Annotated in this window: 24 protein-coding genes and 2 pseudogenes; 15 read left to right on the top strand and 11 right to left on the bottom strand. The window is 66.6% G+C overall.

Annotated elements, in window-relative coordinates:
- The first annotated feature begins 79 nt into the window (after positions 1-79).
- The 7 genes from sufB (at position 80) to FND50_RS18110 (ending at position 6,421) form a co-directional block, all read left to right on the top strand.
- Positions 80-1,540 carry a Fe-S cluster assembly protein SufB gene (gene sufB / locus FND50_RS18080; RefSeq protein WP_005565756.1) on the top strand — a complete coding sequence of 487 codons (1,461 nt, stop codon included), beginning with the start codon at positions 80-82 and terminating at the stop codon, positions 1,538-1,540.
- Complete coding sequence (sufD, locus tag FND50_RS18085; RefSeq protein ID WP_144286574.1) at positions 1,540-2,769, top strand: Fe-S cluster assembly protein SufD; 1,230 nt, start codon at positions 1,540-1,542, stop codon at positions 2,767-2,769. The genes sufB and sufD overlap by 1 nt, the downstream gene beginning before the upstream one ends.
- 45 nt (positions 2,770-2,814) lie before the next feature.
- Complete coding sequence (gene sufC, locus FND50_RS18090) at positions 2,815-3,624, top strand: Fe-S cluster assembly ATPase SufC (protein WP_005255023.1); 810 nt, start codon at positions 2,815-2,817, stop codon at positions 3,622-3,624.
- A gap of 6 nt (positions 3,625-3,630) precedes the next feature.
- Positions 3,631-4,890: a cysteine desulfurase gene (locus tag FND50_RS18095; protein WP_144286575.1), complete on the top strand. Its 1,260-nt coding sequence runs from the start codon at positions 3,631-3,633 to the stop codon at positions 4,888-4,890.
- A complete protein-coding gene (gene sufU / locus FND50_RS18100; protein ID WP_144286576.1) occupies positions 4,887-5,402 on the top strand; it encodes a Fe-S cluster assembly sulfur transfer protein SufU in 516 nt (171 codons plus the stop codon). Before FND50_RS18095 ends, sufU begins: the two co-directional genes overlap by 4 nt.
- Positions 5,399-5,818: a metal-sulfur cluster assembly factor gene (locus tag FND50_RS18105; RefSeq protein WP_005255026.1), complete on the top strand. Its 420-nt coding sequence runs from the start codon at positions 5,399-5,401 to the stop codon at positions 5,816-5,818. Before sufU ends, FND50_RS18105 begins: the two co-directional genes overlap by 4 nt.
- A 180-nt stretch (positions 5,819-5,998) precedes the next feature.
- Positions 5,999-6,421, top strand: a complete 423-nt coding sequence (locus FND50_RS18110; RefSeq protein ID WP_144286577.1) for an MmcQ/YjbR family DNA-binding protein — start codon at positions 5,999-6,001, stop codon at positions 6,419-6,421.
- A 203-nt stretch (positions 6,422-6,624) separates the two neighbouring features.
- Here the strand turns inward: FND50_RS18110 and FND50_RS18115 are convergent, their stop codons facing one another.
- Positions 6,625-6,966, bottom strand: coding sequence for a metallopeptidase family protein (locus tag FND50_RS18115; protein ID WP_144286578.1), 342 nt, complete (start codon positions 6,964-6,966; stop codon positions 6,625-6,627).
- Between the two features lie 213 nt (positions 6,967-7,179).
- Here FND50_RS18115 and FND50_RS37800 point away from each other — a divergent pair.
- Positions 7,180-7,342 (top strand): annotated as a pseudogene (locus tag FND50_RS37800) (LuxR family transcriptional regulator); the annotation flags it as partial.
- A 32-nt stretch (positions 7,343-7,374) separates the two neighbouring features.
- Here FND50_RS37800 and FND50_RS18120 read toward each other — a convergent pair.
- Positions 7,375-8,594 (bottom strand): IS3 family transposase gene (locus tag FND50_RS18120; RefSeq protein WP_144289099.1). Its coding sequence is split into 2 segments (ribosomal slippage): positions 7,375-8,342 and positions 8,342-8,594, totalling 1,221 coding nucleotides; the frame shifts between segments, so codons are not numbered across the junction.
- A gap of 54 nt (positions 8,595-8,648) precedes the next feature.
- Between FND50_RS18120 and FND50_RS37805 the strand changes: the two are divergent.
- The 4 genes and pseudogenes from FND50_RS37805 to FND50_RS18140 all read left to right on the top strand — a co-directional run.
- Positions 8,649-8,795, top strand: a pseudogene (locus FND50_RS37805) (LuxR family transcriptional regulator); the annotation flags it as partial.
- A gap of 107 nt (positions 8,796-8,902) precedes the next feature.
- Positions 8,903-10,075 carry a hypothetical protein gene (locus FND50_RS18130; protein ID WP_144286579.1) on the top strand — a complete coding sequence of 391 codons (1,173 nt, stop codon included), beginning with the start codon at positions 8,903-8,905 and terminating at the stop codon, positions 10,073-10,075.
- Positions 10,041-10,661 (top strand): Tn3 family transposase, encoded by a 621-nt coding sequence (locus FND50_RS18135; RefSeq protein ID WP_186301077.1) that lies wholly within the window; start codon positions 10,041-10,043, stop codon positions 10,659-10,661. The genes FND50_RS18130 and FND50_RS18135 overlap by 35 nt, the downstream gene beginning before the upstream one ends.
- A gap of 8 nt (positions 10,662-10,669) precedes the next feature.
- Entirely contained in the window at positions 10,670-11,125 is a 456-nt protein-coding gene (locus tag FND50_RS18140; RefSeq protein ID WP_144286581.1) for a Tn3 family transposase, read from the top strand.
- A 130-nt stretch (positions 11,126-11,255) separates the two neighbouring features.
- Here the strand turns inward: FND50_RS18140 and FND50_RS18145 are convergent, their stop codons facing one another.
- The 3 genes from FND50_RS18145 to FND50_RS18160 are packed head-to-tail and all read right to left on the bottom strand — an operon-like array spanning position 11,256 to position 13,698.
- Complete coding sequence (locus FND50_RS18145) at positions 11,256-11,747, bottom strand: nitroreductase/quinone reductase family protein (RefSeq protein WP_144286582.1); 492 nt, start codon at positions 11,745-11,747, stop codon at positions 11,256-11,258.
- Positions 11,744-12,964, bottom strand: coding sequence for an SDR family NAD(P)-dependent oxidoreductase (locus tag FND50_RS36810; RefSeq protein WP_260850479.1), 1,221 nt, complete (start codon positions 12,962-12,964; stop codon positions 11,744-11,746). Before FND50_RS36810 ends, FND50_RS18145 begins: the two co-directional genes overlap by 4 nt.
- A gap of 14 nt (positions 12,965-12,978) precedes the next feature.
- Complete coding sequence (locus tag FND50_RS18160) at positions 12,979-13,698, bottom strand: DsbA family protein (RefSeq protein ID WP_144286583.1); 720 nt, start codon at positions 13,696-13,698, stop codon at positions 12,979-12,981.
- Between the two features lie 174 nt (positions 13,699-13,872).
- Here FND50_RS18160 and FND50_RS18165 point away from each other — a divergent pair, with 174 nt between their 5' ends.
- Positions 13,873-14,205, top strand: a complete 333-nt coding sequence (locus FND50_RS18165; protein WP_260851041.1) for a helix-turn-helix domain-containing protein — start codon at positions 13,873-13,875, stop codon at positions 14,203-14,205.
- Positions 14,206-14,497: 292 nt separating this feature from the next.
- The gene (locus FND50_RS18170) at positions 14,498-14,950 is read left to right on the top strand and encodes a recombinase family protein (RefSeq protein ID WP_222105575.1); all 453 of its coding nucleotides are present in this window, start codon (positions 14,498-14,500) and stop codon (positions 14,948-14,950) included.
- A gap of 184 nt (positions 14,951-15,134) precedes the next feature.
- Here the strand turns inward: FND50_RS18170 and FND50_RS18175 are convergent, their stop codons facing one another.
- From FND50_RS18175 to FND50_RS18200, 6 genes are all read right to left on the bottom strand, one after another.
- A complete protein-coding gene (locus FND50_RS18175; RefSeq protein WP_144286585.1) occupies positions 15,135-16,130 on the bottom strand; it encodes a site-specific integrase in 996 nt (331 codons plus the stop codon).
- Positions 16,131-16,489: 359 nt separating this feature from the next.
- Positions 16,490-17,620 (bottom strand): alpha/beta hydrolase, encoded by a 1,131-nt coding sequence (locus tag FND50_RS18180; RefSeq protein WP_144286586.1) that lies wholly within the window; start codon positions 17,618-17,620, stop codon positions 16,490-16,492.
- A gap of 38 nt (positions 17,621-17,658) precedes the next feature.
- Positions 17,659-18,684, bottom strand: a complete 1,026-nt coding sequence (locus FND50_RS18185) for a zinc-dependent alcohol dehydrogenase family protein (protein WP_144286587.1) — start codon at positions 18,682-18,684, stop codon at positions 17,659-17,661.
- Between the two features lie 32 nt (positions 18,685-18,716).
- The gene (locus FND50_RS18190; protein WP_144286588.1) at positions 18,717-19,484 is read right to left on the bottom strand and encodes an SDR family oxidoreductase; all 768 of its coding nucleotides are present in this window, start codon (positions 19,482-19,484) and stop codon (positions 18,717-18,719) included.
- 22 nt (positions 19,485-19,506) lie between these two features.
- Positions 19,507-19,998: a cyclophilin-like fold protein gene (locus FND50_RS18195; protein ID WP_144286589.1), complete on the bottom strand. Its 492-nt coding sequence runs from the start codon at positions 19,996-19,998 to the stop codon at positions 19,507-19,509.
- A 39-nt stretch (positions 19,999-20,037) separates the two neighbouring features.
- Positions 20,038-21,294 (bottom strand): MFS transporter, encoded by a 1,257-nt coding sequence (locus FND50_RS18200; RefSeq protein WP_144286590.1) that lies wholly within the window; start codon positions 21,292-21,294, stop codon positions 20,038-20,040.
- A 160-nt stretch (positions 21,295-21,454) separates the two neighbouring features.
- Here FND50_RS18200 and FND50_RS18205 point away from each other — a divergent pair, with 160 nt between their 5' ends.
- Complete coding sequence (locus FND50_RS18205) at positions 21,455-22,375, top strand: helix-turn-helix transcriptional regulator (RefSeq protein WP_144286591.1); 921 nt, start codon at positions 21,455-21,457, stop codon at positions 22,373-22,375.
- The last annotated feature ends 16 nt before the right edge of the window (positions 22,376-22,391 follow it).

The following is a 22,391-nucleotide window of genomic DNA, read 5'->3' on the forward strand; positions in this document are numbered from 1 at the left end:
GACCCCTTAGTCAGCAACCTGTTTTCCACCGGCGACCAGCCCTCGCCGGTCTCGTAACAAGACTCCGGAAGGAGCTCGCATGACCGTCACATCAGACCAGGTGACATCCACTGCGTCGGCCAACGCCGAGCCGCTCACGCAGGAAGAGACCATCGCGTCACTCGGGCATTACGGGTACGGCTGGTCCGATTCCGACGAGGCCGGTGCCAGTGCACAGCGCGGTCTGTCCGAAGACGTCGTGCGCGACATCTCGGCGAAGAAGAGCGAGCCGGACTGGATGCTCGACATCCGGCTGCGCGCGCTGAAGACCTTCGACAAGAAGCCGATGCCGAACTGGGGTTCGAACCTCGAGGGCATCGACTTCGACAACATCAAGTACTTCGTGCGCTCGAGCGAGAAGCAGGCCGAGAGCTGGGAAGACCTGCCCGAGGACATCAAGAACACGTACGACAAGCTGGGCATCCCCGAGGCCGAGAAGCAGCGCCTCGTCGCCGGTGTCGCGGCTCAGTACGAGTCCGAGGTGGTGTACCACTCGATCCGTGAGGACCTCGAGGCGCAGGGCGTCATCTTCCTCGACACCGACACCGGCCTGAAGCAGCATCCCGAGCTGTTCCGGGAGTACTTCGGCACGGTCATCCCGGCCGGGGACAACAAGTTCTCCGCGCTGAACACCGCGGTGTGGTCGGGTGGCTCCTTCATCTACGTCCCGCCGGGCGTGCACGTCGACATCCCGCTGCAGGCCTACTTCCGCATCAACACGGAGAACATGGGCCAGTTCGAGCGGACTTTGATCATCGTCGACGAGGGCGCCTCGGTGCACTACGTCGAGGGCTGCACGGCGCCGATCTACAAGTCGGACTCCCTGCACTCCGCGGTCGTCGAGATCATCGTGAAGAAGGGCGGCCACTGCCGCTACACGACGATCCAGAACTGGTCGAACAACGTCTACAACCTGGTCACCAAGCGCACCAAGGTCGAAGCCGGCGGATCCATGGAGTGGATCGACGGCAACATCGGGTCCAAGGTCACCATGAAGTACCCGGCCGTCTGGATGATGGGCGAGCACGCTCGCGGCGAGGTCCTCTCCGTGGCATTCGCCGGTGAGGGACAGCACCAGGACACCGGTGCCAAGATGCTGCACCTCGCGCCGCACACGTCGTCGACCATCATCAGCAAGTCGGTGGCCCGTGGCGGTGGACGCGCGTCGTACCGCGGACTCGTCCAGGTCAACAAGGGTGCCCACGGTTCCAAGTCGACGGTCAAGTGCGACGCGCTGCTGGTCGATCAGATCAGCCGCTCGGACACCTACCCGTACGTCGACATCCGCGAGGACGACGTGACCATGGGCCACGAGGCCACCGTCTCGAAGGTGAGCGACGACCAGCTGTTCTACCTGATGAGCCGCGGGCTCACCGAAGACGAGGCCATGGCCACGGTCGTGCGCGGCTTCGTCGAGCCGATCGCCAAGGAACTCCCGATGGAGTACGCCCTGGAACTGAACCGCCTGATCGAACTGCAGATGGAAGGGGCGGTGGGTTAGTGACCACGCCAGAAACTGGTGTCCAGAATCTCGGAGTCACGGGAGCCGTCGCAGGCGAGAATCCGCGGATAGCGCGGACCGCCACCGGTTCGCCGATCAAGAACAAGGGTGAGGTCTTCACCTCGTTCGACGTCAACGCGTTCGAGATCCCGGGTGGTCGCGACGAGGTCTGGCGGTTTACCCCGCTGCGCCGACTCCGTGGACTGCACGACGGAACGGCCGTCGCGAACGGCACGGTCACCGTCGACGTCGCCGGTCCGGACTCCGTCCAGGTCGAGACCGTCGGGCGTGACGACGACCGGCTGGGCAAGGCCGGCGTGCCCGCCGACCGAGTGGCCGCACAGGCCTACTCGGGTTTCGAGACGGCCACCGTCGTGACCGTCGGCCGTGAGGTCGAGGTCGCCGAGACGATCAACATCACGGTCACCGGCCCGGGCGAGGACAAGGTCGCCTTCGGGCACCTGCAGATCCGGCTCGAAGCCTTCGCCAAGGCGACCGTCGTCATCGACCAGCGCGGCAGCGGCACATTCGCCGAGAACGTCGAATTCGTTCTCGGCGACAGCGCGCACCTCACCGTGGTCGCCGTCCAGGACTGGGCGGACGACACCGTGCACGTGGCGTCGCATCACGCGCGGCTGGGCCGCGATGCGGTGCTGCGGCACAACGCGGTCAGCCTCGGCGGCGACCTCGTCCGCCTGTCCGCGACCGTCAAGTACGACGGTCCCGGCGGTGACGCCGAACTGCTGGGCCTGTACTTCGCCGACGCCGGACAGCACTTCGAGCAGCGACTGCTGGTGGATCACTCGCAGCCGCACTGCAAGTCCAACGTGGTCTACAAGGGCGCCCTGCAGGGTGATCCGAATTCGGGAAAGCCCGACGCCCACACCGTGTGGATCGGCGACGTGCTGATTCGCGCCGCGGCCGAAGGCACCGACACGTTCGAGCTGAACCGCAACCTCGTCCTCACGGACGGTGCACGGGCGGACTCGGTTCCGAACCTGGAGATCGAGACCGGTGAGATCGTGGGTGCCGGCCATGCCAGTGCCACGGGTCGATTCGACGACGAGCAGTTGTTCTACCTGCGCGCCCGCGGAATCCCCGAGGACGCGGCACGGCGACTCGTCGTGCGCGGGTTCTTCCACGAGATCATCAACAAGATCGCCGTCGCCGAGATTCGCGAGCGCCTCGAGGCGGCTGTCGAGGCCGAACTCGCCGCAGTCGGCGTGTGACCCGCGCCGCCGGACCACTACTTCCCATTTCTTCGAAGGATCACAATGTCTACCCCTGACGCTTCCACCCCCGAAACCTCGGTCCTGGAAATCAAGGACCTGCACGTCGACGTCGCGAACACCGACGAGAACGCCGAACCGATCAACATCCTCAAGGGTGTGAACCTGACGGTTCGTTCCGGCGAGACCCACGCGATCATGGGACCCAACGGGTCCGGCAAGTCGACGCTGTCGTACGCCATCGCGGGTCACCCCAAGTACCAGATCACCTCGGGATCCATCACCCTCAACGGTGAGGACGTCCTCGAGATGAGCGTCGACGAGCGTGCCCGCGCGGGACTGTTCCTGGCGATGCAGTACCCCGTCGAGGTTCCCGGCGTCTCCATGTCCAACTTCCTGCGCACCGCGGCCACCGCAGTCCGTGGCGAGGCCCCGAAGCTTCGCCACTGGGTGAAGGAAGTCAAGGAAGCGCTGACCGAGCTGGACATCGACCCCTCCTTCGGCGAGCGCAGTGTCAACGAAGGTTTCTCCGGCGGTGAGAAGAAGCGCCACGAGATCCTGCAGCTCGGTCTCCTGAAGCCGAAGATCGCGATCCTCGACGAGACCGACTCCGGTCTCGACGTCGACGCCCTGCGCGTCGTCTCCGAGGGCGTGAACAAGTACAAGGAACGCGAGCACGGCGGAATCCTGCTGATCACGCACTACACGCGCATCCTCCGGTACATCAAGCCGGAATACGTCCACGTGTTCGTCGGCGGTCGTGTGGTCGAGTCGGGCGGACCGGAACTGGCCGACGAACTCGAGGCGAACGGCTACGAGCGCTTCACCCAGGCTGCAGCAACGCAAGGAGCATAAACGCAGATGACCACCTCGGTGCGCGTATTCGACGTCACCCGGATCCGGGAGGACTTCCCGATCCTGGCGCGTACGGTCCGCGACGGAAAACCGCTGGTGTACCTCGATTCGGGCGCGACGTCGCAGCGCCCGAACCAGGTGCTCGACGCCGAGAGGGAGTTCCTCACCACCTGCAACGCGGCCGTGCACCGAGGCGCTCACCAGCTTGCCGAAGAGGCCACGGACGCGTACGAGAACGCGCGTGCGACGATCGCCGCGTTCGTCGGTGCCGACAGCGACGAACTCGTGTTCACCAAGAACGCGACCGAGTCCCTGAACCTCGTCACCCACGTCCTCGGCGACGATCGCTTCGAGCGGCACCTCGGCCCCGGTGACGAGATCGTCATCACCGAACTCGAGCATCACGCCAATCTCGTGCCGTGGCAGGAACTCGCGCGCAGCACGGGTGCCACGTTGCGCTGGTATGGCGTCACCGACGAGGGCCGGATCGACCTCGATTCGCTCGAGCTGACCGACGCCGTGAAGGTCGTGGCGTTCACCCACCAGTCCAACGTGACCGGAGCGGTGGCACCCGTCGAGGAGTTGGTGCGTCGCGCCCGCGCGGTCGGCGCGCTGGTGGTACTCGACGCATGCCAGTCCGTGCCGCATATGCCGGTGGACTTCCACGCGCTCGGTGTGGACTACGCGGCCTTCTCGGGGCACAAGATGCTCGGCCCGTCCGGCGTGGGTGTCCTGTACGGGCGCCGCGAACTGCTGAACGCGATGCCTCCGTTCATCACGGGTGGATCGATGATCGAGACCGTCACGATGGAACGCACCACCTACGCGCCGCCGCCGCAGCGGTTCGAGGCGGGCGTTCCGATGACATCGCAGGTGGTCGGGCTCGGTGCCGCGGTCCGGTATCTCGAGGAGATCGGGATGGACGCGGTGGCGGCGCACGAGCACACCCTGGTCGAGGCCGCACTGACAGCGCTCGGTGCCATCGACGGCGTGCGCATCATCGGACCCACGACCGCCGAGGACCGCGGCGGTGCCGTGTCGTTCGTGGTCGACGGAATCCACGCCCACGATCTCGGTCAGATCCTCGACGACGAGGGGGTCGCCATCCGCGTCGGCCACCACTGCGCCTGGCCCCTGCACCGTCGTTTCGGTGTCGCGGCCACGGCGAGGGCGTCGTTCGCGCTGTACAACACGGTCGACGAGGTCGACGCTCTCGCGGCAGCGGTGCGGCGTGCACAGGAGTTCTTCGGGGAGGTTCCTGCATGAGAATGGAACAGATGTACCAGGAAGTGATCCTGGACCACTACAAGCATCCTCACGGCCGCGGCCTGCGCGAACCGTTCGGCGCCGAAGTCCACCACGTCAATCCCACGTGCGGTGACGAAGTGACGCTGCGCGTGCAGCTCGCCGACGACGGCACCGTGGTGGATGTGTCGTACGACGGCCAGGGCTGCTCCATCAGCCAGGCGTCGACGTCGGTGCTCACCGATCAGGTGGTGGGGATGCCGGTCGAGAAGGCACTGCAGACGGTTGCCGCATTCAACGAGATGGTCAGCAGCCGCGGTACCGTCGAGGGGGACGAGGACGTCCTCGGGGACGGCATCGCCTTCGTCGGCGTCTCGAAATACCCGGCCCGCGTGAAATGCGCGTTGCTGGGATGGATGGCATTCAAGGACGCGGTTGTTCAGATAGTGGACGACCGGATCGTGGACGTACGGGATTCGGCCGTTCCGACAGCAGACGGCGAACCAGCTCGAATCGGAGGACAGGCATCATGAGCGAGACGCAGACGCCGGAGGCGGACGCCACGGCCGTACCGGAGCAGGCGCCGGCCGACCAGGGCGGCGAGACCGCTACTGCATCGTCGGGTGCGATTACCGACCCGAAACGCCTCGAGGAACTCGAGGAGGCGATGCGTGACGTCGTCGACCCAGAACTCGGCATCAACGTCGTCGACCTCGGTCTCGTGTACGGGATCACCGAGGAGGAGGACGTCGTGACCCTCGATATGACGCTCACCTCGGCGGCCTGCCCGCTGACCGATGTCATCGAGGACCAGTCGCGGGGTGCGCTCGTGCGCAGCGGTCTGTGCAACGAACTGAAGATCAACTGGGTGTGGCTCCCGCCGTGGGGCCCCGACAAGATCACCGAGGACGGCCGCGAGCAGTTGCGCGCGCTCGGTTTCACGGTCTGACCACCCACCACTGGTGATACGGAGGGGCTCGGCGAGAATCTTCTCGCCGAGCCCTCTCGCTTGTGCCGATCTCGGGCCGGGAGTCGTTGCGGACCATCCGGTGTCGGCGACGGTACCGAACGCGATGACAAGCGACGCCGTGGCCTATTCGGAGCGGTGCATCGCCCCTACACTGCTGTGATGGCGGCGAAACCGCGGCACGCGCGGGTCGAAGATGTCCACGAACTGGCCCTGGGGATGCCTCACGCCAAGGTCGTGTACGGGCCCCGCGGTAACCCCATCTACCAGGTGGGCGGAAAATCGTTCGTGTTCTTCCGAACCCCGCGGCCCGACGCCGTCGACCCTCGTATCGGAGAGCGGTACACAGACGTGATCGTGTTCTGGGTGCCGTCCGAGTCCGACAAGCGAGCAATGGTTCAGGACGCGGCGTCGCCGTTCTTCACCACCCCGCATTTCGATGGACACCCTTCGATACTGTTGCGGGCGAGCATGGTTGGTGATATCACGCTGCAGGAATTGATCGAGGTGGTCCAGGACGCGTGGCTCGCCCGCGTCTCGCCCACTTGGGCCGCCGCTTGGCTCGACGGACAGCGTCGCACCTAGCACCTAGCACCTAGCACCTAGCACCTGGCCGCGGGGTCGGCGCGGACGACAGCGTGCTCCCGATCGGTCAGGTCGTCACAGTCGCGGCGGCCGACGACCACGTCTGCGATGGCGCGTGAGAAAACGCTGGGGGAGGCCTCCAGCTGTGAAGTCGGCGGGCGCAGCGACTCGCCCTCGTACAACCACGGCTGGGGTCGATGACCTCACCATCCGAGTTCGTGCAGCCGGGCGTCGTCTATACCGAAGTGATGACCGACCTCGTGGACGACGGTCCGGCGCACCTGCTCCACAACCTCGGCGTCGCTGCGGCAGATGGCGCAGATTGCGAGGCGGTAGATCGTGATCCTATCGGGCAAGACACCGGCGTACCGCGTCGTGCGGTTGGTCAGTGGGACTCCTTGGTACAGACCTAGCAGACCCGCCGGACCGGCGTCGTGTTGGACGGTGACGGCTACGTTGACCATCACTCGACCCAGCCCCGCCGGCAAACTGTCGAGAGCCCGGATGACCATGTCCTCGAACCGCTCGCGTTCGACGTCGATCATGAACCTATTGTCCGGCACACCGGCCTGCTCGGCGCCGCACAACTGTCGGCGACCTCCTGTCGCGAGCCGACACCGCGGGTTCGTGCGGCCTTGTCCACCCCGTACCGCTTGTCGGTGACGAAGGAAAACACCTGCACGTCCATGTCGTCATCGTGCCCCTGCGGCGGAGGTACCGTGGTTCGCGGGGGTCCGCGCGATGAAAGTGACGCCTTCATGCGTTCCGGTGGTAAGGCGGACGTGGGAAATCTCCCCCACGAACTGACGAGTTTCACTGACGAGTTTCGTCGGTCGGCGCCGTGAGGTCGCTGAGGTTCGCCGACTGCTTTCCGTGTCGCGACTCGTGACATTGACCGGTATCGGGGGCGTGGGAAAGACCTGAGGTTGCCCCTCGGGAGTGGACACCGGATTTCATGCGGCGACTGACAGCGTAGACGACGCGATGAGCCGTTGTTCGAACTCCACTGGGGTGAGGTATCCGAGGGCGGAGTGACGGCGACGTCGATTGAAGTACGAGAGCCACTCGAACAACTCCAGCCGTGCCTGCGACTTCGACGTCCAACTCCGTCCGTGCAGCCACTCCCTCTTGAGTCCTTGGAAGAACGACTCGGCGAGAGCATTATCGTAACTCGAGCCGACCCGTCCTCGACTTTGCTGAATCCCATGACGGCGGCATACATCGACGAAAGCTGCTGCGGTGTACTGTGATCCGCGGTCGCTGTGGAAGATAACGCCACCGACGTCACCACCGCGGGTGCGCACCGCCATCTCGATCGCGTCCGTGACGAGATCGGTGCGCATGTGGTCAGCGATCGACCAGCCCACCACCCGGCGTGAGAAGATGTCGATCACCGTGGCCAAGAACAACCACGAGGATCCCACCGGGATGTAGGTTATGTCCCCACACCACTTGGTATCGACAGCCGTAGCGGTGAAGTCTCGCATCACCAGATCCGGCACCGACGGAGCCGACTTGTCCGCGATGGTCGTGCGCTTGCTGCGGCGCAGGTGCCTGCCCACCACGTGGTGGATTCGCATCAGCCGGGTCACCCGTTTGCGGTTGATCTTGCGTCCGCGGGAGCGGAGTTCGGCGTGAACCCGCGGGGCGCCGTAGGCGCTCCGGTGCTCGGTATGGATTGCGCGGATCTCGGCGACTGTCGCGGCTTCCTCGGCCTGGCGCTCGACACGGGCCGGCTCCGTGATCAGGTGCTTGTAGTAGGCGGAACGGGAGGTCCCGAGCACCCGGCACAGCCGCTGCACGCCGAACTCGGCGCGATGGTCGGAGATGAAGTCCCAGCGGCGGGTCTTCACTTCACCTCCTTTGCGAAATACGCGGCTGCCCGGCGCAGAATCTCGCGTTCGAGCTGCCATTCCTTTTCCGCACCGCGCAGCCGCGCATTCTCCGCGCGCAGCCGCGCGAGCTCGTCCGCCTCGGTCCCGTCGGCGCCGGTACTGCGGTCCTGCGAGCGCGCGTTACGGGCGGTGTCCTTGCGGACCCACGTCCGTAGCGTTTCGCCACTGACGCCCACATCCGCGGCCACCGCCGCGTACGTGCGTTTGCCGTCGGCCGCGCGACACAACGCGACCGCGTCTTTCCGGAATTCCTCCGTGTACAGAGACTGGCGTCCCACCTCGACATCCCGCCTGGCTCTCCTAGAACCATTGTCCGGGGTGTCCACTCAAAGGGTGCAGCCTCAACCAGGCTCGCGTTGCGGGTCGCTGCCGACTCCAGTCGTGCCTTCGACGACGGTGTGTGGTCGGTCGGGTTGGGCGAACTGCACGATCCAGACGCGGTCGTCGACGCCGTGTCGTCGGCATTGACACTGCGCGAGGGCCAGGACGCGGTGGCGACGAGGAAAGCTCCGACGGTGACGCCGAGGATGGGCGTGCGGTACTGGCGGCGATCCGGTCGGACCCGGGCAACGTCAGCCTGAACACGATGCTCACCGAGATCGCCAAGCTGGAAGCGGTCCGTGCGGTCGGGGTACCGGGTGATGTGTTCGCCGATATCGGCCCGAAGATCGTGACTGGCTGGCGTGGGCGCGCGTCGGTCGAGTCACCGAGCCACCTGCGCGATCATCCACTCGAAACGCAGTTGACCCTGCTGGCGGCGTTGCTGGTCTGCCGGTGCCGGGAGATCACCGACACCCTGGTCGAGTTGCTGAATTCCACGGTGCACCGGATCAATGCCCGCGCGGAGGTGCGGGTCACCAATGAGCTGATCAAGGAGTTCAAGCGGGTCACCGGCAAGGAGAACTTGCTGTTCAAGGTGGCGGAGGCGACCGTCGACGCGGGCGACAAGTTGGTGCGCGACACGGTGTTCCCGGTCGCGCCGCAGGGGGTGTTGCGGGATCTGGTGGCTGAGTTCAAATCCTCGGGGCCGCCGTATCAGCGAACGGTGAAGGCCACGTTGCGCTCCTCGTACACCAACTACTACCGAGCCGGGCTGATCAAACTGCTGTCGGTGCTGGAGTTCCGCAGCAACAACACCACGCACCGGCCGGTGCTGGATGCGCTCGAGCTGATCGGCCGGTACGCGGGTACGAGCTTGCGCTACTATCCGGCCGCCGAGGAGGTGCCGGTGCATCGGGGTGTGTCCGGGGACTGGGCGGAGTTAGTGCATCACAATGACCAGCACGGCACCCGGCGAGTGGTTCGGATGGTGTACGAGATCGCTACGTTCCAGGCGTTGCGGGATCAGTTGCGGTGCAAGGAAATCTGGGTCGTCGGTGCGGAGAAGTGGCGCAACCCGGCCGAGGATCTGCTGGTCGACTTCGAGGAACGCCGCATCGAGCACTACGAGAAGCTGGGCAAACCCCTGGACCCGACCGAATTCATCACCGGGCTGCAGGAGGAAATGCGCGCCGAGCTCGAGGCCCTGCACGCCGCCTTGCCGCACTGTCCCTGGTTGGAGATCAAGGAGCGTAAGCGGGGTGCGATCAAGCTGGCACCGTTGCCGCCCGTCGCCGAACCACGCAACCTGCGGAAACTGAAAGCTCGAGTTGCGACCAGGTGGGGCGTGGTGCCGCTGATCAACATGCTGAGAGGCGGTGCTGCGGACCGGGTGCCTGCGGTCGGTGACCACGGTCGCCGACCGTGGCAATCTGGCTGAAGATGTTCTGGCCGAACGGCTTCTGCTGTCGATCTATGCCTACGGAACGAACACCGGGATCAAGTCGGTGGCCGGCGGCACCGACCGCCACAGCGAGGACGACATCCGCTACACCCGCCGCCGCTACCTGAACGCCGAGGCGGCGCGGCGGATCGCGATCGAGATCGCCAACGCCACCTTCGCCGCCCGCAAACCCTTGATATGGGGCGAGTCGTCGACCGCCGTCGCAGGCGACTCAACGCATTTCGGCGCCTATGACCAGAACATCTTCACCGAGCACCACTCCCGCTACGGCCGCCGCGGCGTGCTCATCTACTGGAGTGTCGAGAAGAACGGATCGGTGGTCATCCACTCCCAACTGCTCAACTGCTCGGCCTCCGAAGTTCATGCCATGGTCGAGGGCGCGATGCACCACGGCACCGACATGGAGGTGGAATCCTCCTACGTCGACACCCACGGCCAGTCCGAAATCGGATTCGGCGTGACCAAACTCCTTGGATTCGACCTGCTTCCGCGGATCAAGCGCATCAACAAGTGCAAGCTCTACCGGCCCGCCCCGGGGAAACCGATCTGTGGCCAGGGCTGAAACCGGCCATGACCCGACCCATCCGGTGGGAGCTGTTCGCCCAGCAATACGACCAGATGATGAAGTACGCCACCGCGATCCGCACCCACACCGCCTCCACCGAGGCGATCCTGCGCCGGTTCATGAAGGCCAACGCCGCCAACCCCACATACCAGGCGATGATCGAACTCGGCCGCGTCCAGAAATCCATCTTCTTGTGCCGCTACCTGCGCAGTCGTGAGCTTCAACGGGAGATCAACAGCGGCCTGAACGTGGGCGAGTCCTGGAATGGCGCGAACTCGGTCATCTACTACGGCAAGAGCGCCGAGATCGCGTCCAACCGCCGCGACGAGCAGGAAATGTCGGTGCTATGCCTGCGGATCTGCCAGGCCGCGCTCGTCTACGTCAACGTCTTGATGATTCAGGACATCCCCACCACCCCGAATGGGACGGTGTGCTCACCGCCGAGGATGAACGCGGCCTGACCCCACTGTTCTGGTCGCACGTGCTCCCCTACGGCGAGGTCAAGTTGAACATGAGCAGTCGGCTCGCCCTCAGCGGCTGATCAGCCCAGTCGGCAGTCCCATCGCCCCGCGCGTGCGTGGGGCGATGGCGTCAGGAGGTCAGCTGGAAGCGGACGAGGCGGGTTCTTGCGGCCGCGTCCCGGAGCTCTTGTTCTGTGGGCTGCCGGTCGCCAGGGAGTCCGAGCATCAGGCCTTTGGCTGCCTTGGGGCCCTTGCGGTTGGCGAACTCTTTCAGGACTGCGACGATCTCGGCGGGCTCTTCGATGACGGCCGGGACGGCTTTGTGGTTCCGGCCGCGGATGCGTAGCACGACGGTGGGTTCGTCGCGCAGGTTGATGACCCAGGCGAGGTGGTTCGACAGGGCGAGCACGGTTCCGGAATCCCAGTCGAAGTAGCCGATGGGGATGGTGAACCGGCGTCCGCTCTTGCGGCCGGTGTAGGTGAGCAGCATGAGTCGACTGCTGAGCGGCTTGTGGAACGGGGATGCCAGCAATGGGCGAATTACCTTGTTGGCGATCCGGAAGATCCACGGCGGTGGCGGACCGAGCTGGTTCACGGTGGCGGGCTGACTGGGATTGGTCATCGTGCTGTCCTGTCTGTCGTTTTCGGTAGTGTCACAGGGAGTAGGGGCCGAACCGGCCCCAGGTCACGACGGCGGCCAGGACCAGCAGCACCGCTTTTAGGCCGATGGCGCTGCACTCGCCGCAGCGGGCGCACCACCGGCCTCGCCGTCATTCTCACCCCGCTGGCAGCCGGCGGGTCGGCACTGGTGATAGTCCTGGCCGCCGGGATCGGCCCGAGCGCGCCGGCGAGTTCAGCAATACCGATGAACCGCACGGTGGCCGGAGCGAGATCCTTCACGTATGGCAGGCTTCCGGCGAGCTTCGGGATGGGCAGGGTCGACTTCATCACGTCCGCCACGGCGAACAAGGCCGCCAGCACGCTTTGCAGCACCCACATCACGGCATTCATCTGGGTCTTCCCTCCGGACGGTGGCACACCATCGGTAGTAAGAGCTGAGGGGATCTCTGAATCGGGTGGGTCACTGCGGCTTCCCGGCCTGGGGCTCGGGATACACCTGCTCGACGCGGTCACGTGTGGTGTACATGTCCCAGTAGTGGTCGGCGAGGTCGTCGGGATCGACGAGCGGTCCGGCGGTCTCGGGCATGGTCGCCGCGGCGATTTCGCCCATCTCGCTGCGGGCAATGAAGGCGGCGATGTGAGGGTTCCGGCGTAGGCGCCGATGTCGGCGAGTTCGCCGTTGAGGGAGTACAGCCAGTTCCGGGCGGCCGCCATCAGGGGGCCGACACCGCTCAGGTAGGGGCGTGGCTCGACCGCGGTGTGGCCGGTGGTCATCAAGAACGCGCCGTCGCCGCGTTCGGTCCATTCGCCGAGCACCGCGCGGATGACCTCGACCGGGGTGAGCAGCAGCAGGGGGCTGTCCTTGCGCAGGGTGGCCGCGTCCATCTGGGTCGCTGGGCTGAATGCCTGCTCGCCGCTGATCGGCCCGTACTCGATCACGTCGATGCGACCGAACCGCTGCCGGATGGCCTCGATCACGGCGGGCACCTGGTCGGGCTCAGAGAGGTCGGCGGTGAACCCGGCCACATCGACGCCTTCGCCGGAAAGCTGTTCGACGAGCGCGTCGAGGCGGTCCTTGCGCCGCGCGACGAGTGCGATACGGAAGCCCTCGCGGGCGAATCGCCGGGCGACGGAAGCGCCCAGGCCGACGCCGGCCCCGAAGATGGCGATTACTTTGGACATAGCTGTTTCCTCGCTTTCGCCTGCCCAGACAGGCATTTGCCGGCTTGTGATCAGTGGTTGGCGGGTAGGGCGCAGCAGTCGGGCCCACACACGGCACCTTCCGCCGGGCCCTCCACGCTGGCCGGATGGGACTCGTCCCATGCCCGGCGCAGAGTGTCGAGCAGGCTGTCGCTCTTGTGCGCACCTGCCACACCGAACTTGCCGTCGACAAGGATGAAAGGGGCACCCGCGGCACCCAACCGCTGAGCCCGTGCGACCTCGTCCTGGACCTGCTGCCGATGGCGGCGCTCGGTCAAGGCGCGCCGGGTCTCGGCTCGGTCCAGTCCGAGTTCCTCGCCCAGGTCGAGCAAATCGTCCAGGCCGAAGACCGGCCGTGCCTGACCGAAGTAGGCCCGGAAAATCGCATCCCAGGCCGCGCGGTTGTAGCCCACGGTCGTGGCGTGCGCGAGGAACTCGTGCGCCAGATCGGTGTTGCCGACCCGGTTGTCCAGCACCCGATACGGGCTCAGCCCCTCGGCCTCTGCCAGCGCCTCGATCCGGCGCGTCGACACCTCCGCCTGCGCGCCGCTGACACCGTGCTGCCGCAACAGCGCCTCACGGACACCGATCGTGCGATCGGCGGGGAAGGCGCTGCTCAGTGGGAACGAGCGATGTAGGACCTCGATCTCTGTGCCGTGCTCGAGTTGGAACTGCTGTACGGCCCGGTCCAGGCGGTGACTACCCAGCCCGCACCACGGACAGGTCACCTCGGCCCAAATCTCCACGCGCATGCCACACCTTCAATTCATATTATTTGTTCGTAACGCCATAATGGACCAGTATTGGAGGCGGTACAAAAGGCACAGCGGTGTGCGTGACGGAGAGGAATGTGCGTCATGGAGCTCACGAACGATTCGGGCGGGGCGGCGGCAGTGGGGCCGTGCGCGAGCATCCCCGCCGAGCACATGGATTTCATCCGCCAGGTACTCGACCGCGTCGGCGACAAGTGGAGCCTGCTGGTGATCGCCGTGCTGGACACCGGCTCCCTTCGCTACACCGACCTGCTACGCCAGGTTCCCGGCATTTCCCAGCGCATGCTCACCCTCACCCTGCGCCAACTCCAGCAGGACGGATTGATCAGCCGCACCGCCTACGCTGAGGTCCCCCCGCGCGTGGAGTACGCGCTCACCTCACTCGGCCAAGGTCTCCACGAAATCGTCTCTTCCCTAATCGGCTGGGCCGCCGAACATCACGACGAGATCCGCGCCCATCACGCACGCACCGCCATCGCGCCCTGAGCCGTTCCACTTCCTTGGAACCGGAACGATGCTCGTCGAGCTCATCCGCGAGGAAGCGACCAGCACGAACAACTCTCGAACTCGTTCCGCGAATAGCGTTCCTCAATGCCCGTACGGCGACGACTTCCGGCACATTTCGAGAATGGCGACCATACAGCGGCACCCCGCCAATGGGCTCGAACTCGGCTACGCGCGAGTCTCGACCACCAAACAGAGCCTGGAACGCCAACTCGACGCCTAGGCCGCCGCCGGACTACCCGATGAACGGATCTACATCGACAAGAAGACCGGCGTGACCGTCGACCGGCCCGGCCTCACCGCGCTGCTGACGTATACCCGCTCCGGCGACACGATCGTGGTCTACACACTCGACCGGCTCGGCCGGAACCTGCGCGAGGTGCTGAACCTCGTTCACGAGCTCGGCGAGAAAGGAATCGGCGTGCGGTCGCTGGCCGACCCACTGCGGATCAACACCGCCGACGAAGGCATCGGCCGCACTCCATTTCTGCTCCTAGCACTGTTCGCCGAAATGGAGCGAACCTTCACCGCAGAACGCGCCGCCCACGCCCGCACCGTCGCCGAAGCCAAAGGCCGACAAGTCGGCCGCCCGAACGCCTGGCCCGACGACAAGATCGACTACGCCCGGCTGCTACGTGAACAAGGAAGCAGCCTCGGCGAGATCGCGACCAAGACCGGCATCCCCAAGACGTCCCTGCACCGCTACCTCGGCACCTCCGGGACATGATCGTCGGCTACCAGGCTTCATGTACCTGGTAACACGATTCTTACCGGCACTCCTATGGACAGAATCAAGGCGTTTCGTGTGCTTGGTGTGCTGTCCGGGCTGCACGGAGACCCGGAGGCGTCGGCACTCTACGGGGTTCCGGTAGTATCCGCCGAAGAAACAACGGATATGGCGTAGTTGCTGGTCAGCGGCGGCGTTCGGCTCCCGGGCCCAGGATCGAGGTCAGCTCGCGCATCGCCTGCGGGGACGGTTTGAAGTCGGCCTTGCGGTGCCGGGATTTCGCCATGAGTTCGAGCAGGCTCGCGCCGGATTCGCCGAGGTGGGTCAGCCCCGAGTGCCGAAGTTCGTGCAGGTCCCAGCCGGTTCCACGTCCGTCGGGGGCGGTGGCGGCGTCGAGCAGGTCGCGGGCCTGGTCATACGACAGCCGGGCCAGGCCGGTGTCGGGGCACAGGTCCCGCTCGCCCAGGTACTTGCCGGGCCCGGGTCGGCGGTGGGTGAGGAAGACCGGCCCGCGGGTGCGGTCGCGGATCAGCCGGGGCAGCAGCCGCGCGGTGCCCGCATCCCAGTACACGTTCTCGAGGACGTGCTCGTGGTGCGCGGCGCCCCGCCGGCGGGTCCGGGGTTTGGCGCCCTTGGACTTCACCGCCGCAGTGCGGCCCGCGAGGTCGAGGTCTTCGATGTTGAGCTGGAGCAGTTCCTCGGCGCGGGCGCAGGTCTCGTACAGCATCCGCCACAGCGTCTTCTCCCGCACGTGGATCTCGCGGCGGGCGATGAGCCGGTCGATCGCGGTGCGCGAGCGGACCCGGGTGTCGGAGTCCGGCGGGGTCGAGCGTCCGGCCGAGGCGGGGACCTTGGGTGCGGTCCAGCCCTGCTCGGCGCACCAGGAAAGCCATTTCGCGACCGCGGCGCGGCGCGCGTTCCAGGTATTGACCGCGGCGGAGCCCCACAGCGTTTCGAGCGCGGTGCCGACTTCGGCGTCGGTGACCGAGTCCAGGGCGCGGCTGGCGCCGACCAGCCCGCCGGGGCCTGGCCCGTCGAGCTGGTCGGCGGTCTTGACGATCGCGATGCCGTAGGCGCGGCGGGTGTTGGCCGATCCAACGGTGTCCAGGAACGCCTCGGCGGCCGAGCGCAGGGTGCGCGCCGGCAGGGCTGTGCATAGGCGGGTCACTTTCGCGGCCATCGACATCCACCTTCCGGCTTGCCCCAGATAACGGGACCGCTTCGTGTACGCGGCGGAGCGGGTCCGCCGCTGGTCGGTTCTCAAATACCCCGGATAACAGACCGTTATCTGGGGCATCGGCTTCTCTGTGCCGCTGGGTCAGCAGCCGCCCGATCCGGCCAGTGTATCGAGATAGGTGGTGATGGCGAGGATCGCGATAACCAGGACGAGCACAGCGTTCGATTTTCGATCGTCGGGGTCGGCGTTGTCCCGCCTTCTCCATGATGTCCCTTCTCTGGTCGGCACCGCCGTGCAAGCTGGGTGTGCCCGGCGTGCGGAAGAGGCCGCCACCGGGCGTTCCCGGGTGATCCTGCGCGGGGTCAGGCGAGGTTCTGGGTGTAGAAGCTGGTCAGCTTGTCGAAGGGGATGAGGTCGGTGCGGTCGTAGAGGTCGACGTGTCCGGCGCCGGGCACGATCACCAGTTCCTTGCGGTCACCGGCGAGGCGGTAGGCCTCTTCGCTGAACTCGCGGGAGTGGGCATTTTCGCCGGTGATGAACAGCATCGGGCGTGGGGAGATGGTCTCGATGTCGTTGAAGGGGTAGAAGTTCATGAACTTGGTGTTGCTGGACAGGGTGGGGTGGGTGGTGGTGTCGGCGGTGGCGCCTTCGGGGGTGACCGCGCCGCGCGCGGTGCGGTAGAAGTCGTAGAACTCGCGTTCGACCGGGGTCGATTCGGCGGTCAGTTCGTGGACGGTGCCGCCGGTGTATTCGGTCGGGCCACCGCGGAATTCGACGTCACGTTGCGCGGCGGCCTGGGCGATGATCTGCTGGCGCTGTTCGGCGGTGACGGAGTGGCCCAGTCCGTTGCGGTTGGCCGCGCCCATGTCGTACATGCTCACCGTCGCCACGGCTTTGATGCGGGGGTCGATCTTGGCGGCGGAGATGACGAAGCTGCCGCTGCCGCAGATTCCGAGCGCGCCGATACGTTCGGGGTCGACGGTGTCCTGGGTACGCAGGTAATCCACTCCGGCGGAGAAGGTTTCAGTGTAGATGTCGGGGGCGACGGCGTTGCGGGGGTTTCCGTCACTGCCGCCCCAGAACGCGGTGTCCAGGGCGAGGGTGACGAAGCCTTGCTCGGCCATCTTGGTGGCGTAGAGGTTGGCGGATTGTTCCTTGACCGCGCCCATGGGGTGTCCGACGACCATTGCGGCGGCGCGGGCGCCGGGGGCGAGGTTCTTGGGGACGAACAGGTTGGCGGTGACATCCATCTGGTACTGGTTCTTGAATGTGACCGGGGTCGTGGTGACCTGGTCGCTGGTGTAGAAGTTGTCGGCTCCGCGTGAGAGGTCGCCGGTGGCCAGGCCGGCGATCGGTGTCGCGGGCGCGGCCGAGGTGGTGGTGGAGTCGGCGCCGGAGCAGGCCGAGGCGGCCAGGACGGCGAGGGTGGCGACACCGGCTCCGGCGATACGGGTCCAGCGGCGAGACTGTCGCCGCACGATCGTGGTGGTCATGGTGGTAACTCCTGGTGCAGTGATGTGTTCGGTGGTGCTCAGACGGTGAGCAGGGTTTTGATCGCGCGGCGTTCGTCCATGGCCTGGTAGCCTTCGGCGGCTTGGTCGAGGGGCAGGGTGAGGTCGAAGACCTTGCCGGGGTCGATGCTTCGGTTCCAGATTTGGTCGATGAGGTCGGGCAGGAACCGGCGGACGGGCGCGGGGCCGCCGAGGAGGTGAACCTCGGCGAAGAACAGCTGGTCGGCGGGTAGGGTGACACCGGCGTGGGCGACCCCGACGTAGCCGACGTGCCCGCCGGGGCGGGTGGAGTTGATGGCTTGCATCATCGATTCCTGGGTTCCGACGGCCTCGATGACCCCGTGTGCGCCGAGTCCACCGGTCAGGTCCTTGATCGCGGCGACGCCTTCGTCGCCGCGGGTTTCGACGATGTCGGTGGCGCCGAATTCCCGCGCCAGGGCTTGGCGGTCACGGTGGCGCGACATCGCGACGATGCGTTCGGCACCGAGTTGTTTGGCGGCGAGCACACCCATGAGCCCGACCGCGCCGTCGCCGACGACCGCGATAGTTTTGCCGGGTGCGGCCGCGGCGGCGACGGCGGCGAACCAGCCGGTGCCGAGGACATCGGAGGCCGCGAGCAGCGAGGGGATCAGCTCTGGTTCGGGCATGGCCGGGGTAGCGACGAGGGTGCCGTCGGCGAAGGGGATGCGGGCGAGTTCGGACTGGGTGCCGATGGCACCGGCGACGAAAGACCCGTGCACGCAGCGCGATTGGAAACCGGAGCGGCAGACCTCGCAGGTGTTGTCGGAGATGCAGAACGAGCCGACCACGAAGTCACCGACCTTCAGGGTGCGCACCTGGGAGCCGATTTCTTCGACGACGCCGACGTATTCGTGACCCATGAGGGTGTGGTCGACCGGTTCGATGCCCCGGTAGGGCCACAGGTCCGAGCCGCAGATGCAGGTGGCGGTGAGCCGGATGACCGCGTCGGTGGGATCGATGATCTTCGGGTCCTGGCGGTCGACGACGCGCACGTCACCGGGGGCGTACATGACTACTCCACGCATGGGATGGTGTCCTTTCCGGAGGTTCGAGGGGGTCAGCGGGCGGTGTAGCCGCCGTCGACGGGCAGGGCGACGCCGATGACGTAGGAGGCGCCGGGGCTGCACAGCCACAGCACGGCGGCGGCCATTTCCTCGGCGGTGCCCAGGCGGCCGATGGGTTCGTCGGCGGCGGCCTGGTCTGGGTCGAGGTCACCGGAGTCGAACATGGCGGTGACCATCGGGGTTTCGATGGTGCCCGGGCAGATCGCGTTGATCCGGATACCGCGCGGGGCGTATTCCAGTGCCGCGGACCGGGTCAGGCCGATGACGCCGTGTTTGGCGCCGTGGTAGGCCGCGCGTCCGGGCAGCCCGACCAGCCCGCCGAGCGAGGAGCAGTTCACGATCACGCCGGAGCCCTGTTCGCGCATCTGGGCGAGTTCGTGTTTCATGCACGCCCACACCCCGCGCAGGTTGATGCCGGTGACCCGGTCGAACACCTCGGCCGGTTCGTCGGCGGCGTCCACGGTCGGGGACTGGATGCCCGCGTTGTTGTAGGCGAAGTCCAAGCGCCCGAACTTGCCGACGGTTGCGGCGACCGCGGCGGCGACCTGGTCTTCGTCGGCGACGTCGCAGCGCACTGTCAGCACCCGGTGCCCGGCCTCGCGCAGCGGCGCGGCCGCAGCCTCGAGTGCGTCGTTGTCGACGTCGGTGAGGGTGATCGCGGCTCCGGCCTCGGCGAAGGCGGTGGCGGTGGCCAGGCCCATTCCGGAGGCGGCGCCGGTGAGGAAGGCGACCTGTCCGGTGAAGTCGTAGGTGGGGTTCACGACGGGTGTAACTTCGTTCGGGTCAGGCGGCGGTGATGGAGAGGGTGTTCGCGTTCTCGGCGGTGAGTGCGTCGAGGCCGGACTCGATCTCGCCGATCATCACGATCCCGGGCGAGGGGATGCGGAAGCCGTCTTCGAGGTAGTAGACGGCCAGGTCGTGGCTGGGTGCCCAGTAGCCGAGTTGACCCGCGCGGTAATCGGATTGGCCTTGGCCGCTGGCGAGCGCCCTCGGCAGTGTCCCGGCCTTCTCCCTGCCGCCGAGATCGTGGATGGACAGCGTCAGCGGAAGCAGGGAGGCGAAGTCGCGGGCGGTGGCGTTGTCGTAGAGGCGTGCGGTGGCTTCGGCGGTGCCGTTCGTGAGCCGGATCTGCATGAAGGTGGCCCCCTGTTCCGGTGGCGTCGTGGGTCGCTCGGCGGTGGTCGGGGACGGTGCGGGCGGTGAGGCGGTGCAGGCTGTCACCATGGCTGCCGCTGTGATCGTGGTCAGCGCGATCAGGGTGGTGAGCGCTCCCATGCGTTGTCTCCTGTCGGTGCTGGTCGAGCTGGCCATGGCTCAGCTCACTCCGGTCAGGACGCGCTCGGGCTGGTGTCCGGGTCGCGTCGGCGTGTTGTCGTGTGGGTGGCGGGGTCGGTGGGTGGCCAGGACCGCGATCGGGATCAGGGCGGTGGCGGTGAGCGCGGCTCCCAACACGGCGGGACCGGTGAGGCCGAGGCTGGTGGACAGGGTGGTCGCGGCCAGCGCGGACCCTACGGCGGTGCCGAGATTAAATGCTGCGGTGGCCAGCGAGGACGCCAGCCGCGAACCGTGACCGGCGAAACGCATGGTCTGGGCGATCAGGACCGGGTTCGCACCCAAGCCCGAGGCGCCGAGCACGACCACGACGGCGACAACGATCGTCGAGTGGTCAGCGGTGGCGGCGAGCACGAGCAGCAGGATCGACGTGGCGGCGATGGCGGCGGTGATGGTGCCCAGCGGCCACCGGTCACCGAGACGGCCCCCGACAGCGGTCCCTGCCAGTGCGCCGAGCCCGAAGCCGACGAGTACCAGCGGAACCAGCACGGTGGGGATGGAGGCGAGGTCGGTCAGTAGCGGGCTGATGAAGCTGTAGGCGCCCAGGAATCCGGCCTGGGCCAGGGTGATCGCGGCCAGGATTGCCCACACCCGCCACAGCCGCACGGTGGCGACTTCGGCTCGGATCGAGACCGGCGCGTCGTCGTTGCCGAACGTCGTCGGAGTGAACCGCAACACGGCGACGATCGCGGGCACCGCCAGCATGGCCAGCATCCAGAACGGGCCGCGCCAGCTGGTGAACCCTCCGGCGAAGGTGCCCAACGGCACCCCGGCGACGACCGCAAGGCTCAACCCACCCGACATCACCGCCAGCGCCCGCGCGCTCGCACCCGGTCCCGCGACCGCCGCGGCGACCATGGCACCGGTCGCCCAGAACGTGCCCGTGGCCAGCGCGGTCACCACCCGCGTGACCGTGATGACAGTGAACGAGTCACTCACCGCCGCCACCACGTGCCCGGCCCCGAATACCGCCAGCGCGCCGATCAGGATGGCCCGCGCGGGCAGCCGCAACATGGCCAGCGCCATCACCGGCGGCCCGAGGATCATGCCGATCGCGAACGCGGTCACCAACAGTCCGGCGCGGGCGATGTCGACACCGAGATCGGCGGCCACGTCCGGCAGCAGTCCGGCGATCATGAACTCGGTCGTGCCCATCAGGAAGATCCCGGCGGCCAGTACGAATACCAGCACCGGCAACCGTGTGCTCGCGTCGGACCGGTCGATCTGTGGCGTGCTCATCTCACCTCGTCGGTGTCGAAGGATTATCGGAGCGGTCGGCTCCGTAACCCATGCAACGCCCCGAACAGCGGTTGTGGGAGGCGAGGATGACAGGGGTGCTGGCAGCACCCCTGTCACAGCACCTGGCAAACACGCAGGCAGACGGCTTAGCCTCGAAGGCATGGAGTCGAGCGACCGAGCCGCCGAGATCGGCCAATTCCTGGCCTCACGCCGCGCCAAGATCACCCCCGACCAGGTGGGCCTGCCGGTCTACGACGCCGCCAAACGCCGCGTCCCCGGCCTGCGCCGCCAAGAAGTCGCCACCCTGGCCGGACTGTCGGTCGACTACTACACCCAGATCGAACGCGGCAAGGTCAACACCGTGTCCGAATCGGTGATCGACGCCATCGCCCGCGCCCTCGAACTCGACGACGCCGAACGATCACACCTGTTCGACCTGCACCGCAACGCCCTTACCGGCCCACAGCGACGGCCACGCCGCACCACGAAAGCCGTCCGGCCCGCGGTGCAGAGCCTGCTCGATACCTACAGCGGGCCCGCGTTCGTTCGCAACGCCCGCCACGACCTCGTCGCCGCCAATCTGCTCGGCTACGCCTTCTACAGTCCGCTCTATCCCGATCCGCTCGCGCCGGATGTATCCAAGCCGGTGAACTTCGTGCGGTTCTGCTTCCTGGACCCGCGCGCCCACGACTTCTACCCCGATTGGGACCACATGGCCGACGGCGCGGTGAACCTGCTGCGCACCGACGCCGGACGCGACCCCTACGACCGGGGCATCTCCGACCTGGTCGGTGAACTATCCACCCGCAGCGAGGAATTCCGCACCCGCTGGGCCAAACACAATGTGCGCCTGCACTACACGGGAACCAAGAACTTCCACCATCCCGTCGTGGGCGACATCGGGATCGGTTACGAGACCATGCCACTGCCCGCCGATCCCGGCCTGGTGCTGACCTTCTACACGGTGCAACCTGCTACCCCCTCCGCCGACGCGATGGCCCTACTCGCCAGCTGGGCAGCAACCAACCTCGAATCCCCGGCCTCAACCACCGACCAGCTGGCACCTCCTCGGCAGGATTGAACAGAACAGGCTCAGC

Source organism: Rhodococcus sp. WB9 (genome assembly GCF_007558985.1).
GTDB lineage: Bacteria > Actinomycetota > Actinomycetes > Mycobacteriales > Mycobacteriaceae > Rhodococcus_F > Rhodococcus_F opacus.

Bases quoted from the DNA above. Each gene is read 5' to 3' on its own strand.
- sufB (WP_005565756.1), top strand. From the start codon at position 80: ATGACCGTCACATCAGACCAGGTGACATCCACTGCGTCGGCCAACGCC.
- sufC (WP_005255023.1), top strand. From the start codon at position 2,815: ATGTCTACCCCTGACGCTTCCACCCCCGAAACCTCGGTCCTGGAAATC.
- FND50_RS18095 (WP_144286575.1), top strand. From the start codon at position 3,631: ATGACCACCTCGGTGCGCGTATTCGACGTCACCCGGATCCGGGAGGAC.
- sufU (WP_144286576.1), top strand. From the start codon at position 4,887: ATGAGAATGGAACAGATGTACCAGGAAGTGATCCTGGACCACTACAAG.
- FND50_RS18105 (WP_005255026.1), top strand. From the start codon at position 5,399: ATGAGCGAGACGCAGACGCCGGAGGCGGACGCCACGGCCGTACCGGAG.
- FND50_RS18110 (WP_144286577.1), top strand. From the start codon at position 5,999: ATGGCGGCGAAACCGCGGCACGCGCGGGTCGAAGATGTCCACGAACTG.
- FND50_RS18115 (WP_144286578.1), bottom strand. From the start codon at position 6,966: ATGATCGACGTCGAACGCGAGCGGTTCGAGGACATGGTCATCCGGGCT.
- FND50_RS18130 (WP_144286579.1), top strand. From the start codon at position 8,903: ATGCTCACCGAGATCGCCAAGCTGGAAGCGGTCCGTGCGGTCGGGGTA.
- FND50_RS18140 (WP_144286581.1), top strand. From the start codon at position 10,670: ATGACCCGACCCATCCGGTGGGAGCTGTTCGCCCAGCAATACGACCAG.
- FND50_RS18145 (WP_144286582.1), bottom strand. From the start codon at position 11,747: ATGACCAATCCCAGTCAGCCCGCCACCGTGAACCAGCTCGGTCCGCCA.
- FND50_RS36810 (WP_260850479.1), bottom strand. From the start codon at position 12,964: ATGCCTGTCTGGGCAGGCGAAAGCGAGGAAACAGCTATGTCCAAAGTA.
- FND50_RS18160 (WP_144286583.1), bottom strand. From the start codon at position 13,698: ATGCGCGTGGAGATTTGGGCCGAGGTGACCTGTCCGTGGTGCGGGCTG.
- FND50_RS18165 (WP_260851041.1), top strand. From the start codon at position 13,873: ATGGATTTCATCCGCCAGGTACTCGACCGCGTCGGCGACAAGTGGAGC.
- FND50_RS18175 (WP_144286585.1), bottom strand. From the start codon at position 16,130: ATGGCCGCGAAAGTGACCCGCCTATGCACAGCCCTGCCGGCGCGCACC.
- FND50_RS18180 (WP_144286586.1), bottom strand. From the start codon at position 17,620: ATGACCACCACGATCGTGCGGCGACAGTCTCGCCGCTGGACCCGTATC.
- FND50_RS18185 (WP_144286587.1), bottom strand. From the start codon at position 18,684: ATGCGTGGAGTAGTCATGTACGCCCCCGGTGACGTGCGCGTCGTCGAC.
- FND50_RS18195 (WP_144286589.1), bottom strand. From the start codon at position 19,998: ATGGGAGCGCTCACCACCCTGATCGCGCTGACCACGATCACAGCGGCA.
- FND50_RS18200 (WP_144286590.1), bottom strand. From the start codon at position 21,294: ATGAGCACGCCACAGATCGACCGGTCCGACGCGAGCACACGGTTGCCG.
- FND50_RS18205 (WP_144286591.1), top strand. From the start codon at position 21,455: ATGGAGTCGAGCGACCGAGCCGCCGAGATCGGCCAATTCCTGGCCTCA.